A 14,695-nucleotide genomic window follows, 5' to 3' on the forward strand; every position below is an offset into this window, starting at 1 on the left:
GTGGCAAAAATTATGGAAAACGAAAATAATAATGCACAGCACTTTCTCGATTTAATTCAGAAATCACGAAAGGGAAAGTTTAAAATCTACATTGGAATGAGCGCCGGTGTGGGCAAAACTTTTCGTATGCTTCAGGAAGCGCATTCGTTATTGAAAAACGGAATCGATGTGAAAATTGGCTACATCGAGACACACATGCGAAAAGAAACGCATGAACTGCTGGCTGGTCTTCCGATTATTCCAAGACGGACTATTTTTTATAAAGGGAAACAACTCGAAGAACTCGATGTACAAGCTATTATTAATCTAAGACCCGAAGTGGTTATTGTTGATGAACTAGCGCATACGAATGTTGAAGGAAGCAAAAATGAAAAACGCTGGCAGGATGTTTTAGAGATTTTGGAAGCTGGAATTAATGTGATTTCGGCGGTTAATATTCAGCATATTGAGAGTTTAAATTCAGCTGTAAAACGCATCACGAATATTGATGTTCAGGAACGAATTCCGGATAATGTTTTACGATTGGCAGATGAAGTCGTGAATATAGATTTGACTTCGGAAGATTTGATTGCGCGTTTGAAAGAAGGGAAAATTTATACACCGGATAAAATTCAGACTGCTTTAGCGAACTTTTTTAAATCGGAACAGATTCTGCAATTGCGTGAACTGGCTTTGAAAGAAGTGGCGAGTCAGGTGGTTCGGAAAGTAGAAAATGAAGTTCCGAATCTGCATGCTTTACGACATGAAAAATTGCTGGCTTGTATTAGCAGTAATGAAAAAACAGCCAAAATTATAATTCGGAAATCGGCACGATTGGCGAGTTATTACAACGGATTATGGTACGTTTTGTATGTCGAAACGCCAAAAGAAAGCAGTAATAAAATTGCTTTGGACAAACAAAGACATTTAATTAATAACTTTAAACTCGCTGTGCAATTAGGTGCGGAAGTTATTAAACTAGAAAATTCAAATATTACGGATGCTATTTTGAAAACGGTAGAAGAAAAACAAATTACAACGGTGTGTATCGGGAAACCACATTTTAATTTGTTTAAAGTAATTTTGTCTACAACAATTTTTAGACGTTTGCTAAACAAACTGTCTTTATCAAATGTTGATCTTGTTATCCTGTCTTAAAATTTTTTTAAACCATATAAGTTATATAAGTTCATTTTATTAGGGACGTTGATTTTTTTTTAACCGCAAAGACGCAAAGCACGCAAAGATTAAAAAAAAACTTTGCGCCCTGCTCTAGCGAACTTTGCGTAAAACTTTGAGTCTTTGCGGTTAAAAAAAAGAAAACCTAATATTTTCTTATATCACTTATATGGTTCAAAAAAAATTAAATGTTTTATAAAATGAGAATTAAAACCAAATTGAATCTGGGAGTTGGATTATTATTTTTAATGATCATTATACTTTCTCTAGTTAGCGGATATTCTGTTTTTTTGATCAAAGCAGATACAGAGAATATTCTGAAAGCGAATTATAATACGCTTGAATATTCCCGAAATATGATTTTGTCTTTGGATGAAATTAAAGCCAGTCCGGATAGCAATATTCATGTTTTCAAGGAATATCTTGAAAAACAAACACAAAATGTTACCGAACCTGGAGAAAAAGAAGCTACGGCAAATCTAGAAAAAAGCTTCGCTCTTTTAGAGCAAAATGGCGCCAATGAAGCCATAAAAGCACAAATCCGAAAAGATATTTTTGCGATTATGAAATTGAATCTTGATGCTATAAAACAGAAAAGCGATATTGCCAAACAATCGGCTGAAACGGCTAATTTGTCGATTGCTATTGTGGGAACTTTATGTTTTTTGATTGCTTTCAATTTATTAGTTAATCTACCGAATAATATTGCGAATCCAATTAAGGAATTAACGCTGAGTATTAAGGAAATTGCCAATAAAAACTACTCAGAACGTGTTCATTTTACAAGCCACAGCGAATTTGGAGATCTTGCCAAGTCCTTTAACACGATGGCGCAAAAGCTAGAAGAATATCACGACAGCAACGTTTATAAACTTCTTTTTGAGAAAAAACGACTGGAAACCCTGATTAATAATATGAACGACCCTATTATTGGGTTGGATAACGAAAATATGATTCTGTTTGCAAATGACGAAGCTTTGAAAATTATTGGTCTGAAACTGGAAGATGTTATTGGGAAGTCGGCTTCGGAACTGGCTTTGTCAAATGATTTGATTCATTCCTTAATTCTGAAAGAAACCGAAAATCCTAAAAAACAACCTCTCAAAATTTTTGCGCACGGAAAAGAAAGTTATTTCGAAAAGGAAATTCACAATATCACGATAACACCAACGGGAGAAGAAAAAGAAATTAATATTGGCGATGTCATCATTCTGCGAAATATTACGCTTTTTAAAGAACTTGATTTTGCCAAAACCAATTTTATTGCGACAGTTTCGCACGAATTAAAAACACCTATTGCTTCTATAAAATTAAGCCTTCAATTGCTTGAAAATGCAAAAACTGGTGATATGAACGACGATCAGAAACAATTGGTCGAAAGCATTAAAGATGACAGTCAGCGATTGTTGAAAATTACAGGCGAATTGCTTAATTTATCACAATTGGAAACGGGAAATATTCAACTGAATATTGGAAAAAGCAATCCGCACGAAATCGTAAAATATGCCGTAGAAGCCGTAAAAGTACAGGCAGATCAAAAACAGATTCAGTTAATTGTTGAGGCTGATGAAAAGCTGACCGAAGTAAAAGCCGACAGCGAAAAAACAGGTTGGGTTTTGATTAATTATTTATCGAATGCGATTCGATATTCATCTGAAAAAAGCAGCATTCTTATTAAACTGAAAAAAGAAAATAATCAAATAGTTTTTCAGGTTATCGATACCGGAAAAGGAATTGACACCAGATATAAAGACCGAGTTTTCGATAAATATTTTCAAGTTCCGGGAAGTCAGAAATCCGGAACGGGATTAGGTTTGGCAATAAGCAAAGAATTTATTGAAGCTCAGAATGGAAGTGTTGGCGTTGAAAGTAATTTGGGATTAGGAAGTACGTTTTGGTTATCGTTGAAGGTTTAATTTTTTGCTTTTCCACAAAGGCACTAAGACGCTAATTTTTTTAGCCACAGATTAAAAAGATTTTTAACGGCTTTGCGTGGTTTTGTTTGCCGCGAATTACACAAATTTTCACAAATTATTGAAAAAGAGCCATCGGCTCGAACCATTTTGTAGGGCCGGATTTCAATCCGGTTGACAAAGAAATTCCGTAATTATTTTAGATTGGATTGAAATCTAGCCCTACAATATAAATCGTCCCTATGGGACTTTAAGACATGGTCTGATCAAACTTCAACGGATTAAAATCCGTTGCTACAATATCCATCATTCCTACGGAATTTAAAAAATAAGCCAATCTTAATTCAACTACCTCATTTAAAACCAACAGATTAAAGTTCGCTTAAGGTTCAATTAAGACCAAAATACCTACATTGAACATTCGTTACTATTGCAAAATATAAACGACAAAAACAATGTTCTACAAAACAGTTCCCTTCCTATTCCTGTTCGGATTATTTTCTGCAAATGCACAGCAAAATGATTCGATTACAAAAATTGACAGTACTTCTCATTCATTAAAATTCAATTACAAACAACTAATTATTCCATCAGTTTTAATTGGTTATGGCGTAGTTGGGTTAGAAAGTCATCAGATTTTGAATTTTAATCACCAGATTAAAGATGAAGTTACTGAAGATATTGACGAGAAAATCACCATTGATGATTTCTCTCAGTACGCACCCGCCGCATCGGTTTATGCACTAAATGCTTTTGGCGTAAAAGGCAAAAATAATATGCGCGACCGTTCTGTAATATTTGTGACTTCGTATGCAATTATGGCGACAACGGTTTTAGGTTTAAAATCGATTTCACATGTAGAAAGACCTGATGGAAGTTCGAACAATTCCTTTCCTTCTGGACATACGGCAACCGCATTTATGGGTGCTGAGTTTTTATATCAAGAATACAAAGACAAATCGATTTGGTACGGAATTGCCGGTTATGCTGTTGCAACTGGAACTGGACTTTTCAGAATTTACAACAATCGTCATTGGCTGACTGACGTCGCTGCCGGAGCCGGAATCGGAATTTTGAGTACCAAAATAGCCTATTGGATTAATCCGTATATCACAAAAAAACTGTTCAAATCTTCTTCTGAAAACAAATCAACTTCTATGATAATGCCTTTTTATAATGGACAGCAATATGGTTTGGGATTTGCAAAGGTTTTTTAGTTTTTTTCGCCACAAAGGCGCTAAGGCACAAAGTTTATTTTAAAGGTCACAGATTCCACAGATAAAGGATTTTTGAATTCATTTGTGGAAATTTATTAGCCACGGATTTTTATTTGAAATAATTCGTGAATTCGTCGCGGAAAAAATAAATTATTTTTAAGTATTATAGATTCATTTCCATAATCGGCATAAATCTATTTTTGATTGAAGTTTCAAATTCGCCAATTTTTATAAATCCGATTTTTTTATAAAATGGTTCGGCATTGGGTTCTGAATCCAAAATGATTTTTGATGTTTTTTCGTTTCGCATTTTTTTCAAAAAATCATTCATTAAAAAAGAGCCAAACCCTTTTCCTATATATTCAGGTAAAATAAATAAGTTGTCCAATTTTACCTGATTTTTTTCTAATGTGAGATAAGAATAATAACCAATAATCTGATTTTCATCAATTAAATTAAAAACAGGGTTTTGTTTTATATACTCTTCCGTAATCGTTAGACTATTAGTCCATTTTTCGATTTGTTCTTCCGAATATCCCCAATACGCTTTTGACTTTTTGGTGATTTCCGTTAAACAGATATGGTCTTCAATTTTGGCTTTTTGAATGTTCATCTTTGCTTTTTATACTTAAAAAACACAATTTCTTTTTCGGTACAGGTGTCGTTTTTATTTTTTTTCAGAATTAGAGAATCATTTCTTAAATAAAATTTTTTGTCTTTAAAATTTTCAAAACTATCATCGTTTTTAGGTTCACAATCTGCTATAGTTTTTGTAAATCTTATTTTTTCAATTTCTTCTTTAGAATAACAGATTTTTCCAAATTCATGAATCTGAAAGCATTCTTTAGGAAGCACACTATTTAAAATTAATGTGTCGTTTTTTTCTATCCAATTTCCATTAGAATGAAACCTAGCTGTACAAGCTCCTCCAATAAACTCAAAAGTATGGTCTTTATTTATTTCTAATTTTGCCATGTATGGAATATCCATTTCTGTATCGTACCATGTTTTTACAAAAACCGATTCGTATTTCTCATTTTCTTTTTTACAACTTAAAAGAAAAATAGATAGTAAAAGGCAAAATATAAATCGAGTTGCTTCCATAATTATATTTTTATTTCCAATTTTCACCAGCAAACACCAAAATCAATCCTGCAAGCAAAACGTGAAAAATTAAAATTAAGAGCCCATTTTGGTTTTTATTATTTGATTTGTCCATACCAACTACAAATAGAAAAAATAATAGATGTTTTTTCATGATTTTTCTTTAAAGCTAATATAAACTTTTTAAGCATTCGAAGTATTATTCTTAATTTCCCTAACTTCTCTTTTCAATTCTAAAAGCAAATCTTTCATGGCTCCGGTTTCCGTCATTTCTTGTTTTTTATCCGAACGTCCAATATTACATTCGTATTCCCAAATCTCCAAAATATCAGAAGCTTTTACTTCATAATTCGGATAAAAACTATTATCGGATTCTAAAACCAAAGCGTTCTTTTTGTTTTTATTAAGACGCTTATATACCATTCCTTCATTCTTGGTAATCAGAATATAGGTTTTGCCGTCCATCACCTCACCCAGCTTTTCTACATAACGACCAATAATAATAGAACCATCTTCATGTGGAGGCATTGAATCGCCTTCAACTGGAAAACCACGATGTTTTCCTGGGCCTAAAAAAGGAAGTGTAATCTGCTGTAAACTTTCAATATATTCTGGATCAGCATATCCGTTTAGATAACCTGCTTTTGCTTTTTGAGATACGATTTCGATATAATTTTCTCCAAAACTATCTACCTGAATTGGTAAAATAAGTCGGTTGCCTTCTAATTTTATCAAATTTTGCACATCAATTTTGCGTATATCGACAGATAATATCAAGTCGATACTCATATGAAAATATAACGCAATCTTCTTTAAAATGTCATACGGTGCTTCTGAAGTTCCATCTTCGTATTTCACGTATCTTCCTCGGGTAATCATCAGGTTTTCTGCTAATTTTTCCTGTGATATTTTATACTTAACCCTTAATGCTCTGATGTTGTCTGAAAATAAGGACATAATTAATTTGTTATAATTTGGAACAGCAAATATATGGAAAAATGTTATTATCTGTACTAATTTTGTTTTTATAAAAAACGCTTTTGGGAGGGGCTATGAAATTGAGAAATATCAACAACAGTAAATTAATAGAATTGTACGTTCCAGACCTAAGTTCAAACGTACAGGTTCCTTTTTTTGATGTTGGTATAAGTGCTGGTTTTCCTTCTCCCGCTGATGACTTTATAGAATTATCGATTGATCTCAACAAAGAATTCATCAAACATAAATACACTACTTATTTTGCTAGAGTAAAAGGACATTCTATGAAAAATGCTGGTATTAATGACGGAGATTTATTAATTATTGACAAGAGTCTGGAGCCACAAAACAATAAAATTGCTGTCTGTCAGATTGACGGCGAATTTACTGTAAAACGTATTAAAATAGAAAAAGACATTGTCTGGCTTATTGCTGAAAATGAGGATTATCAACCTATAAAAGTAACTCCAGAAAATAATTTCGTGATTTGGGGAATTGTAACTCACTGTATTAAAACTTTTTGAATTTAACGTCACACTGAGCGAAGTCGAAGACCTTTTGTACTATAAAGCGATTCGACTTCGCTCAGACTGAAAAAATAGAAATAAAAACACATTTAGGAATGTTTGCTTTAGTTGATTGCAATAATTTTTATGCTTCTTGCCAAAGAGTATTTGAACCACATTTAAGAGGAAAACCTATTGTTATTCTCTCTAATAATGACGGTTGTGTTATTTCACGTTCTGATGAAGCTAAAGCTTTGGGTATACCAATGGCTATTCCCGCTTTTAAATATGAATCCATTTTTAAAGAAAAGAACATCTTTGTTTATTCTTCTAATTACCCTTTGTATGGCGATATGAGTAATCGAGTAATGAATTTACTTCGAAATTATACCCCAGAAATCGAAATTTATAGTATTGATGAAGCTTTTCTGAAATTTTCGGGTTACGATTTATTTGATTTGAATACGCTTGGACTAAAAATGCGAAAAGAAGTCACACAAGGAACAGGCATACCTGTAAGCATAGGTTTTGCACCTACAAAAGCTTTGGCAAAAATGGCGAATAAAATTGCCCGAAAATTTGCAGAACGTACAGAAAACGTTTATTGTATTGACTCTGAAGAGAAAAGAATTAAAGCTTTAAAATGGGCAAAAATTGAAGACGTTTGGGGAATTGGAAGAAAACATGCCAAACGACTTAAAGCAAAAAAAATTAATACAGCTTATGAATTTACCCAGCTTCCAGATGCCTGGGTAAGAAAAGAAATGTCTGTCGTCGGTCTTCGGCTAAAACATGAATTAGAAGGAAAACCAACTTTAGGATTAGAAGAGGCAACAGAACGTAAGATGATTGCTACGACAAGGTCGTTCGAAAAAAGATATACCACTTATGAAGAAATATCAGAACGAATCAGCACGTTTACCGCTTCTTGTGCCGAAAAACTAAGACGTCAAAATTGTCATTGCAATATGGTAACGGTTTTTATCCAAACTAGTTTCATAAAAAACGAAGAATCTCACTATTCGAGAAGCATTACCATTACAACAGATTTTCCAACCAATTCTACGATAGAACTTAATGCCGCGGCTCAAAAAGGATTTAAAGCTATTTTTAAAAAGGGTTATCGTTATAAAAAAGCTGGCGTAATTGTAATGGGGCTAACACCAAACAGTGAAACACAGCTCAATTTATTCAACACTTCAAACCCTAAACATCAGCCTTTGATGAGTGTGATTGATGAAATGAACCGGAATTATGGCAACAACAAAATCAAATTTGGCGTACAGTCTTTGGGGCGGCAATGGAAAATGAAACAGAATAGATTGTCTCCCAAGTTTTCGACTTTACTTAAAGATGTTATTACAGTCAAAGCTTAAATTAACAACAGAAATAGAACATTTTACGTCATACAAAAATGAAAAACACAGAATATGCTATAGCCGATATTGAAACCACAGGCGGAAGCGCCAATCTTTAAAAAGCATTTCTTAGTCTAAAATCAAATTAGAGAAAAAATAGAGCTGTAAAAAATCAAAATTATGACACTATTTAGCGATACCGAATTATTTACGACCGGACACAGAGGTAAAAAAGTATTCAATCTTCCAGATTGTGAACTGATTTTAATTGATAATTTTTTTAGCAAAGAAGAATCGGATTCTTTTTACGAAAGAATACTTCGTAAGACTAAATGGAGAGAATACGAAATGGAAATTTACGATAAAACCTATACCGTTCCGAGAATGATTGCCTGGTATGAAGATAAAGACAATACAGGAGCAGATCCAAATGGACCTGACTGGACCTATGAATTATTAAAAATAAGAAGCCGCGTGGAGAAAGAAACCCAACACGATTTTAACAGTCTACTGTTAAATTTATACCGAAACGGAAAAGACGGCGTAAGCTGGCATAGTGACCGCGAAGACAATTCTGGCAAGGATCCAATTATAGCCTCTGTCACTTTTGGAGAGACTCGAATGTTTAAACTTCGTCATAAATTTAGAAAAGATATTCCGCCAGTAGAAATTCCGCTTCATCATGGTTCTTTCTTACTAATGGCGGGAACTACGAATAGTTTTTGGCAGCATCATGTTCCGAAAACCGCACGTAAAGTTTTACCTAGAATTAATTTAACTTTCAGACAAACGCAACGTAATGCGTAAGTCATTAGGAACTAAAAACTAGCTGATTTATTAGCTCAATCCCGACGAGGAAAATTCTGTCGAAAAAAGTTAAAATACTGATTGTATGAACGTTTTATTAGGCTGAACCTTCCTTTTTTACTATTTTTGCAAACTTTTAAAAAAATACAATACCGTAATGGCTTATTCAAACAACGATTTAGCGCGCTTCTTAGATGCGCAGAACAAACTCTATCTTACGGCTCTTTCTGAAATTGGAAAAGGGAAGAAAGAAACACATTGGATGTGGTTTATTTTTCCGCAGATAAAAGGATTAGGAAAAAGCGATACAGCAAATCTGTATGCCATTAACGATTTAAGAGAAGCTGCCGATTTTTTAGAACATCCAATCCTAGGAAAACATCTTGTTGAAATCTCAGAGCTTTTATTAACCTTTAGAATGAAATCTGCCGACGGAATTTTTGGTGATTTAGACGCCCGAAAACTTCGTTCAAGCATGACTTTATTTACTATGGTCGAAAATGCAAATCCGGTATTTCAGGAAGTATTAAATGCATTTTTCTCTGGAGAAACCGATCCGCTTACTTTGTCTATTATTAATTCAACAATAAAATCTTCTGTTGAGTCTGAGGTAATTTAAGCTTCATTTTCAATTGAAAACATAAAGGCACTTTTGAGTGCCTTTTTTTGTCTTTATCCTTAATGTAATGACAAATTTTTGCTCTCAATAAATTAATCTTTTGTAAGCATAATAGTTGTTATATTAGTATTCACAAAAAACCTCAAATTAAAACCAAACAAAATGACCGAAAAAATCAAGACTCTTAGAATTATTCATCTTGCCGTCTGTGCCGGTGTATTACTAATTTATTTTATGGTGGGAAATATTTCAATCGAACATTTGAAAAAAATTCCAGCCATTGATTCTTCATCAGTTGTATATGTGTTTATTCCTATTTTAGCCGTAGTTCTTGGTAACTTTTTATTTAAATCACAACTGAAGCAAATTGACAAAAAAAAGAGCATCGAATCACAGCTTCCTATTTATCAAAGCGCATCGATTATGCGATGGGCAGTTCTAGAAGGTGCCGCTTTTCTGATCTTGTTTTTAAAACCGGATTTTGTTTTATTCGGCTTTCTTATCATTATTTACATTATTGTTCTAAGACCTACCGAAGAGCGCATTAAAAATGACCTTCAGGATTTGTAATATTCTTTATTAATCGGTCTTCTTAAAGACGCAAAAACATACAATCTTATTTTAATCTGCCAGATTTACGGGAAAAAATCAACCCGAAAATCTGGCAGTTTGCTTTTCAAAATCTTAGCGAAATTTCACTAAACAAAATTCAATTAGCGATATATAATATTGAAAATCAGAATAAATAAGCCTAAATAATGCATTTTGGGCTGTGGCATGTATATTGGTTTCTAGGGGATGATTAACCCTTAAAAAACCATTTATTATGAAAAAATCTATAATTTTTCTGCTGATTATCTTTCTTAACCACGCTGTTTCAATTGCCTGCGACAAATGCAGCACATACAACAACAGCGATTTCAAAATAAAATCGGCATCAATCACACACAATGACGATTTAGGCATTACAGTCTGGACTATAAAAGTTGAAGGATCTGCAGGAAAAACGATGCCTAAACCTGTGGGACAACTCAATGGCGCTCCAGTTTTAGGCTATGTTTTTCCGACTACTTTAAAAGCTGCTGATATTGGTTTCGGTCAAGCCGAAGGAATTGTCGCACTGGCACTTACTTCGCATCCTGATTTTGAAGACACTCCGCTTTGGGACGAAAATCTCGATGGCAATTATCTTAATGATGGTTTAATTTGGCATGCTCACTGGGTTCTTTTGGTTGAAGATAAACGTGTAGGAGGCGGACTTTCGGTGAGGGAATTTAAAAAAGGCGACCCCAATGTTGTACTGCCTCCAACCAATCCCGGAATGGCGATGTATATGGACAGTCCCGGTTTTAATATCGTAACCAAAGGAAATTCAATAAAGGTGATTGTTCCAGATTTCAGAATCAACAATAAAATCAATTTCAAATTTGATGCTGTGAGCTGCTACATGGAAGTAAGCACCGGAGCAGGCGGATCACATGACAGCGAAGGAACAAAGCCAATGCTGGGAGTTTACAAAGTATATGACGTTGCAAGCGGAAACTTATCTCTCCCTTATTCTGTAAAATAATTTTAAAATAATCCTAATGAAAAAATCACATTACTATAAGAAGACCGCTTTTTTATTAATCCTATTACAAATTGTTGTTATGAAAAGCTACGCACAAATAGATTATGCTTCTGATCCGCACTTGACTCCAGCGGTAAAAGATTTTTTGAAACCCTTAAATTCGGGAGGAGCGCCTCTTGAATCGCTGCCTGTTAACGATGCCCGAAATGTACTGGTCGGTGCACAGAATGCTTTTAAGGTTGATTTATCTGGAATTGAAGAATCTGAAAAAGAGATTACTGTTGATGGTTATAAAATCAAATTGAATATTGTGCGTCCAAAAGGCGCTAAAGGAAATTTGCCTGTGTTTATATTCATTCATGGCGGAGGCTGGGTTTTAGGAGATTATCCTACCCACAAACGCATGGTTCGCGATTTGAGCGTACTGACTGGTTTTGCTGGCGTTTTTGTGAATTATTCGCTTTCTCCTGAACATAAATATCCACAACCAGTAAATGAAGTTTACGCTACCGCGAAATGGATAGCCGCACACGGAAACGAGATTAATGTTGACGGAAGCAAACTCGGAATTGTAGGCAATAGCGCAGGCGGAAATCTCGCTACCGCAAGCGCGCTGATGGCTAAAGAAAAAGGAACTCCATTGTATAAGGTACAAATCTTGTTCTGGCCGGTTACCAATGCCGACTTCGAAACCGAATCTTATAAATTATATGGCAAACAAAGATTTCTAACCTCATCTTTAATGCAATGGATGTGGAATCAATATGTTGAGCCTTCTAAACGAAAAGAAATATATGCATCTCCTTTACAGGCAAGTTTATCACAATTAAAAGGCCTTCCTCCTACTTTGATTCAGGTAGCAGAAAACGATATTTTAAGAGATGAAGGAGAAGCCTACGGCCGAAAATTAAGTGATGCTGGAGTTGTAGTAACTACTGTTCGTTATAACGATGTCATTCATGATTTTGGATTGTTGAACGGACTGGCTGAGATTCCGCAAACAAAAGCATTATTTCTTCAGGCAGCAGCCGAACTGAAAAAATATCTAAAATAGAGAACGTTAATTTTAGCAGGTTATTTTGTTTGTAAAGACGCTAAGACACAAAGTAGCACTCTTTGTGAATCGGCGTCTTTGCTTGTTATTTTTCACTCAAAGTCTTCGGTCAATAAAAAAGCGCTTTGTAAGTTACAAAGCGCTTCTATTTATAATTTGAAACAAAGAAATATTAACTTTCTTTTGGTTTTGTCAGGTAATAAACCGGAATACCACTCACCATTATTAAAACTCCCCAACCGCAAGTTGAGAACTTTGTAATCAGCAACGAAATACAGATCGCCGATGCAATAACGATATAAAGCAAAGGCAGAAACGGATATCCGAAAGCTTTATATGGTCGTTCTACATCTGGCATTTTTTTTCTTAAAATAAAAATTCCGTAAATCGTCAGAATATAAAAAATCAGAACGATAATCATTACAAAGTCAAGCAGAGCATTATATTTTCCGGTAAGACACAAAGCTGAAGCCCAGATACACTGCGCCCACAATGCCCAAGCTGGAACGCTGAACTTATTTAAAGCAGTTGCTTTCTTAAAAAACAAACCGTCATTTGCCATGGTATAATACACTCTTGCACCAGCCATAATCAATCCATTATTGCAAGCAAAAGTCGAAATCATAATCATAACCGCGATAATTATTGCACCATTATCTCCAAAAATGTACTGTGAAGCCACAACAGCCACACGATCCGATTTTGCGGTTGCAATTTCGTTTAACGGAATAACGGCCAAGTACATCAAATTGGTCAATACATAAATAATGGTCACAATAGAAGTTCCAAGAAACAAACTAAAGCCTACATTTCGTTTTGGATTTTTGATTTCACCAGCAATAAAAGTAACTCCGTTCCAAGCATCGCTCGAAAACAAAGACCCGACCATAGCCGCCGCGATTCCAGCAATTAAAGCCGATCCACTTATAGGAGCCCATCCTGTTTCTTTAACATAAGTAGAAGTTTCCCATGTATTGGTCCAGTTGTCATTCCATACTGAAGCTTTTGCCGCCAATGTCAATCCAAAAACAATTAAACCTAATAAAGACAAAATCTTAATAATTGTAAGGACTGTCTGGAGGATTTTTCCGTTTTTCACCCCTCGGCTATTGATGAAAGTCAGAAGGATGATGGTGAAAATAGAAACAATTTGAGCCGCATTTAACTGAAAAAAGCCTATTTCAAATAATATGTTTTCGTCGCTGAAAGGCTCATAAAGATAAGCTGCAAATTTTGAGAAGGCAACCCCGACAGCTGCAATTGTGCCAGTCTGAATAACAGCAAAAAAACTCCAGCCGTACAAAAAGGCAATCAGTTTATTATACGATTCTTTTAAATAAACATATTGACCTCCTGCTTTTGGAAACATTGCACTTAGTTCTCCGTAACTTACTGCGGCAATAATTGTAATTAATCCTGAGATAAGCCAGATTAGTGTAAGCCAGCCGGCAGAACCGACCTGTCTGGCAATATCGGCACTTACAATAAATATTCCGGATCCAATCATGGAACCAACCACAAGCATTGTTCCATCTAATAATCCTAGCTCTCTTTTAAAATTTTCTTGGTTTTCCTCCATTTTTCTGGTTTTTTGGTTTTTAGGGTTGGCTAAAGATATAGTTTTTTCGGAGATTTTAGATTTTAGACTTGTACATTTTAGATTACAATTTATCTTTGTTATCATCTACAGCTAAATCTAATCTGTTAGGACAAAACTAACTTTTAAAATTTTGAATAATAACCCAAAATCTGAATACTATTCATGCCTAAGAAACAGAAATTATTTATACTGCTTATTTTAATTTGCATTTCATTTTTAACGTATTATTTTACTCCAAAAATATTCTATATTGGCGGAGGTTCTTGTTATCAAGGCATAACAGCTGCGATTATACATTTATTCCTTATAATCTGCACTATTCTAAATGTAACTGCAATACTTCTTTTATCCATTTCAACTAAAATCCCAAAGATTATAAATGCGGTTGCAACTGTAATCTGGAGTATTGGCACTCTCGTGCATTCTATGCAGGAAACCCTAAAAGATTTCCTAATTGTTGCATCCTATTTTCTTCCATTTTTGGCTATGAGTCTTTTTATATTTTTTACAATTAAAAAACTAAGAACATCAAATTTCAATAATGCAAATGAATTTGCAGAATAGAAATCAAAACAAAGAAACAAATCCTAAAAACTTTTAAAAAACAGCAGTCTAAATACTGCTGTTTTTTTATTTCTAGTGATTTAAATAGAAATAAAAAAACACTCCAACATTAAACAAAAAACCACAAGTTCTAATTAATAACAAATCGCAATAAATAAGTGCTTCTAGAGTTTTAAAATGTGACAAAAAAAAGTTATTCGCATAAAAACAAACAAACAAACAATTAATAATCAAATACTTAATTACA

15 protein-coding genes are annotated in these 14,695 nt (G+C 34.1%); 11 read left to right on the top strand and 4 right to left on the bottom strand.

Features of this window, described 5'->3' with window-relative positions:
• Nucleotides 1-12: 12 nt before the first annotated feature.
• From ACFFLS_RS09345 to ACFFLS_RS09355, 3 genes are all read left to right on the top strand, one after another.
• Nucleotides 13-1,137 carry a sensor protein KdpD gene (locus ACFFLS_RS09345; RefSeq protein WP_379685344.1) on the top strand — a complete coding sequence of 375 codons (1,125 nt, stop codon included), beginning with the start codon at nucleotides 13-15 and terminating at the stop codon, nucleotides 1,135-1,137.
• Between the two features lie 221 nt (nucleotides 1,138-1,358).
• Nucleotides 1,359-3,074: a sensor histidine kinase gene (locus ACFFLS_RS09350; RefSeq protein WP_379685342.1), complete on the top strand. Its 1,716-nt coding sequence runs from the start codon at nucleotides 1,359-1,361 to the stop codon at nucleotides 3,072-3,074.
• Between the two features lie 452 nt (nucleotides 3,075-3,526).
• Entirely contained in the window at nucleotides 3,527-4,288 is a 762-nt protein-coding gene (locus tag ACFFLS_RS09355; RefSeq protein WP_379685341.1) for a phosphatase PAP2 family protein, read from the top strand.
• Between the two features lie 163 nt (nucleotides 4,289-4,451).
• Here the strand turns inward: ACFFLS_RS09355 and ACFFLS_RS09360 are convergent, their stop codons facing one another.
• The 3 genes from ACFFLS_RS09360 to ACFFLS_RS09370 form a co-directional block, all read right to left on the bottom strand.
• A complete protein-coding gene (locus ACFFLS_RS09360; protein WP_379685339.1) occupies nucleotides 4,452-4,901 on the bottom strand; it encodes a GNAT family N-acetyltransferase in 450 nt (149 codons plus the stop codon).
• Nucleotides 4,898-5,392: a hypothetical protein gene (locus ACFFLS_RS09365; protein WP_379685338.1), complete on the bottom strand. Its 495-nt coding sequence runs from the start codon at nucleotides 5,390-5,392 to the stop codon at nucleotides 4,898-4,900. Before ACFFLS_RS09365 ends, ACFFLS_RS09360 begins: the two co-directional genes overlap by 4 nt.
• Nucleotides 5,393-5,575: 183 nt before the next feature.
• Nucleotides 5,576-6,349, bottom strand: a complete 774-nt coding sequence (locus ACFFLS_RS09370; protein ID WP_379685336.1) for an XRE family transcriptional regulator — start codon at nucleotides 6,347-6,349, stop codon at nucleotides 5,576-5,578.
• Between the two features lie 95 nt (nucleotides 6,350-6,444).
• On the opposite strand from ACFFLS_RS09370, the gene ACFFLS_RS09375 reads away from it, so the two are divergent.
• From ACFFLS_RS09375 to ACFFLS_RS09405, 7 genes are all read left to right on the top strand, one after another.
• On the top strand, nucleotides 6,445-6,894 hold the full coding sequence (locus ACFFLS_RS09375; protein ID WP_379685334.1) for a LexA family protein: 450 nt from the start codon (nucleotides 6,445-6,447) through the stop codon (nucleotides 6,892-6,894).
• A gap of 98 nt (nucleotides 6,895-6,992) precedes the next feature.
• Nucleotides 6,993-8,252 (top strand): Y-family DNA polymerase, encoded by a 1,260-nt coding sequence (locus ACFFLS_RS09380; RefSeq protein ID WP_379685333.1) that lies wholly within the window; start codon nucleotides 6,993-6,995, stop codon nucleotides 8,250-8,252.
• A 162-nt stretch (nucleotides 8,253-8,414) separates the two neighbouring features.
• Nucleotides 8,415-9,041: an alpha-ketoglutarate-dependent dioxygenase AlkB family protein gene (locus ACFFLS_RS09385; protein WP_379689332.1), complete on the top strand. Its 627-nt coding sequence runs from the start codon at nucleotides 8,415-8,417 to the stop codon at nucleotides 9,039-9,041.
• A 157-nt stretch (nucleotides 9,042-9,198) separates the two neighbouring features.
• Nucleotides 9,199-9,660, top strand: coding sequence for a DUF1810 domain-containing protein (locus ACFFLS_RS09390; RefSeq protein ID WP_379685326.1), 462 nt, complete (start codon nucleotides 9,199-9,201; stop codon nucleotides 9,658-9,660).
• 162 nt (nucleotides 9,661-9,822) lie between these two features.
• The gene (locus ACFFLS_RS09395; protein ID WP_379685324.1) at nucleotides 9,823-10,230 is read left to right on the top strand and encodes an MFS transporter; all 408 of its coding nucleotides are present in this window, start codon (nucleotides 9,823-9,825) and stop codon (nucleotides 10,228-10,230) included.
• Nucleotides 10,231-10,486: 256 nt separating this feature from the next.
• Nucleotides 10,487-11,230, top strand: coding sequence for a hypothetical protein (locus ACFFLS_RS09400; protein ID WP_379685320.1), 744 nt, complete (start codon nucleotides 10,487-10,489; stop codon nucleotides 11,228-11,230).
• A gap of 16 nt (nucleotides 11,231-11,246) precedes the next feature.
• Nucleotides 11,247-12,284: an alpha/beta hydrolase gene (locus ACFFLS_RS09405; RefSeq protein ID WP_379685318.1), complete on the top strand. Its 1,038-nt coding sequence runs from the start codon at nucleotides 11,247-11,249 to the stop codon at nucleotides 12,282-12,284.
• 172 nt (nucleotides 12,285-12,456) lie between these two features.
• On the opposite strand, the gene ACFFLS_RS09410 is transcribed toward ACFFLS_RS09405, so the two are convergent.
• Nucleotides 12,457-13,863, bottom strand: coding sequence for an APC family permease (locus tag ACFFLS_RS09410; protein ID WP_379685316.1), 1,407 nt, complete (start codon nucleotides 13,861-13,863; stop codon nucleotides 12,457-12,459).
• 183 nt (nucleotides 13,864-14,046) lie between these two features.
• Between ACFFLS_RS09410 and ACFFLS_RS09415 the strand changes: the two genes are divergently transcribed.
• Nucleotides 14,047-14,448, top strand: coding sequence for a hypothetical protein (locus tag ACFFLS_RS09415; protein WP_379685314.1), 402 nt, complete (start codon nucleotides 14,047-14,049; stop codon nucleotides 14,446-14,448).
• The last annotated feature ends 247 nt before the right edge of the window (nucleotides 14,449-14,695 follow it).

This window comes from Flavobacterium procerum (assembly GCF_042431625.1).
GTDB classification, from domain to species: Bacteria; Bacteroidota; Bacteroidia; order Flavobacteriales; family Flavobacteriaceae; genus Flavobacterium; species Flavobacterium procerum.

What these genes read in the sequence shown, in the direction of transcription:
- ACFFLS_RS09345 (WP_379685344.1), top strand. Translation starts at nt 13, where the DNA reads ATGGAAAACGAAAATAATAATGCACAGCACTTTCTCGATTTAATTCAG.
- ACFFLS_RS09350 (WP_379685342.1), top strand. Translation starts at nt 1,359, where the DNA reads ATGAGAATTAAAACCAAATTGAATCTGGGAGTTGGATTATTATTTTTA.
- ACFFLS_RS09355 (WP_379685341.1), top strand. Translation starts at nt 3,527, where the DNA reads ATGTTCTACAAAACAGTTCCCTTCCTATTCCTGTTCGGATTATTTTCT.
- ACFFLS_RS09360 (WP_379685339.1), bottom strand. Translation starts at nt 4,901, where the DNA reads ATGAACATTCAAAAAGCCAAAATTGAAGACCATATCTGTTTAACGGAA.
- ACFFLS_RS09365 (WP_379685338.1), bottom strand. Translation starts at nt 5,392, where the DNA reads ATGGAAGCAACTCGATTTATATTTTGCCTTTTACTATCTATTTTTCTT.
- ACFFLS_RS09370 (WP_379685336.1), bottom strand. Translation starts at nt 6,349, where the DNA reads ATGTCCTTATTTTCAGACAACATCAGAGCATTAAGGGTTAAGTATAAA.
- ACFFLS_RS09375 (WP_379685334.1), top strand. Translation starts at nt 6,445, where the DNA reads ATGAAATTGAGAAATATCAACAACAGTAAATTAATAGAATTGTACGTT.
- ACFFLS_RS09380 (WP_379685333.1), top strand. Translation starts at nt 6,993, where the DNA reads ATGTTTGCTTTAGTTGATTGCAATAATTTTTATGCTTCTTGCCAAAGA.
- ACFFLS_RS09385 (WP_379689332.1), top strand. Translation starts at nt 8,415, where the DNA reads ATGACACTATTTAGCGATACCGAATTATTTACGACCGGACACAGAGGT.
- ACFFLS_RS09390 (WP_379685326.1), top strand. Translation starts at nt 9,199, where the DNA reads ATGGCTTATTCAAACAACGATTTAGCGCGCTTCTTAGATGCGCAGAAC.
- ACFFLS_RS09395 (WP_379685324.1), top strand. Translation starts at nt 9,823, where the DNA reads ATGACCGAAAAAATCAAGACTCTTAGAATTATTCATCTTGCCGTCTGT.
- ACFFLS_RS09400 (WP_379685320.1), top strand. Translation starts at nt 10,487, where the DNA reads ATGAAAAAATCTATAATTTTTCTGCTGATTATCTTTCTTAACCACGCT.
- ACFFLS_RS09405 (WP_379685318.1), top strand. Translation starts at nt 11,247, where the DNA reads ATGAAAAAATCACATTACTATAAGAAGACCGCTTTTTTATTAATCCTA.
- ACFFLS_RS09410 (WP_379685316.1), bottom strand. Translation starts at nt 13,863, where the DNA reads ATGGAGGAAAACCAAGAAAATTTTAAAAGAGAGCTAGGATTATTAGAT.
- ACFFLS_RS09415 (WP_379685314.1), top strand. Translation starts at nt 14,047, where the DNA reads ATGCCTAAGAAACAGAAATTATTTATACTGCTTATTTTAATTTGCATT.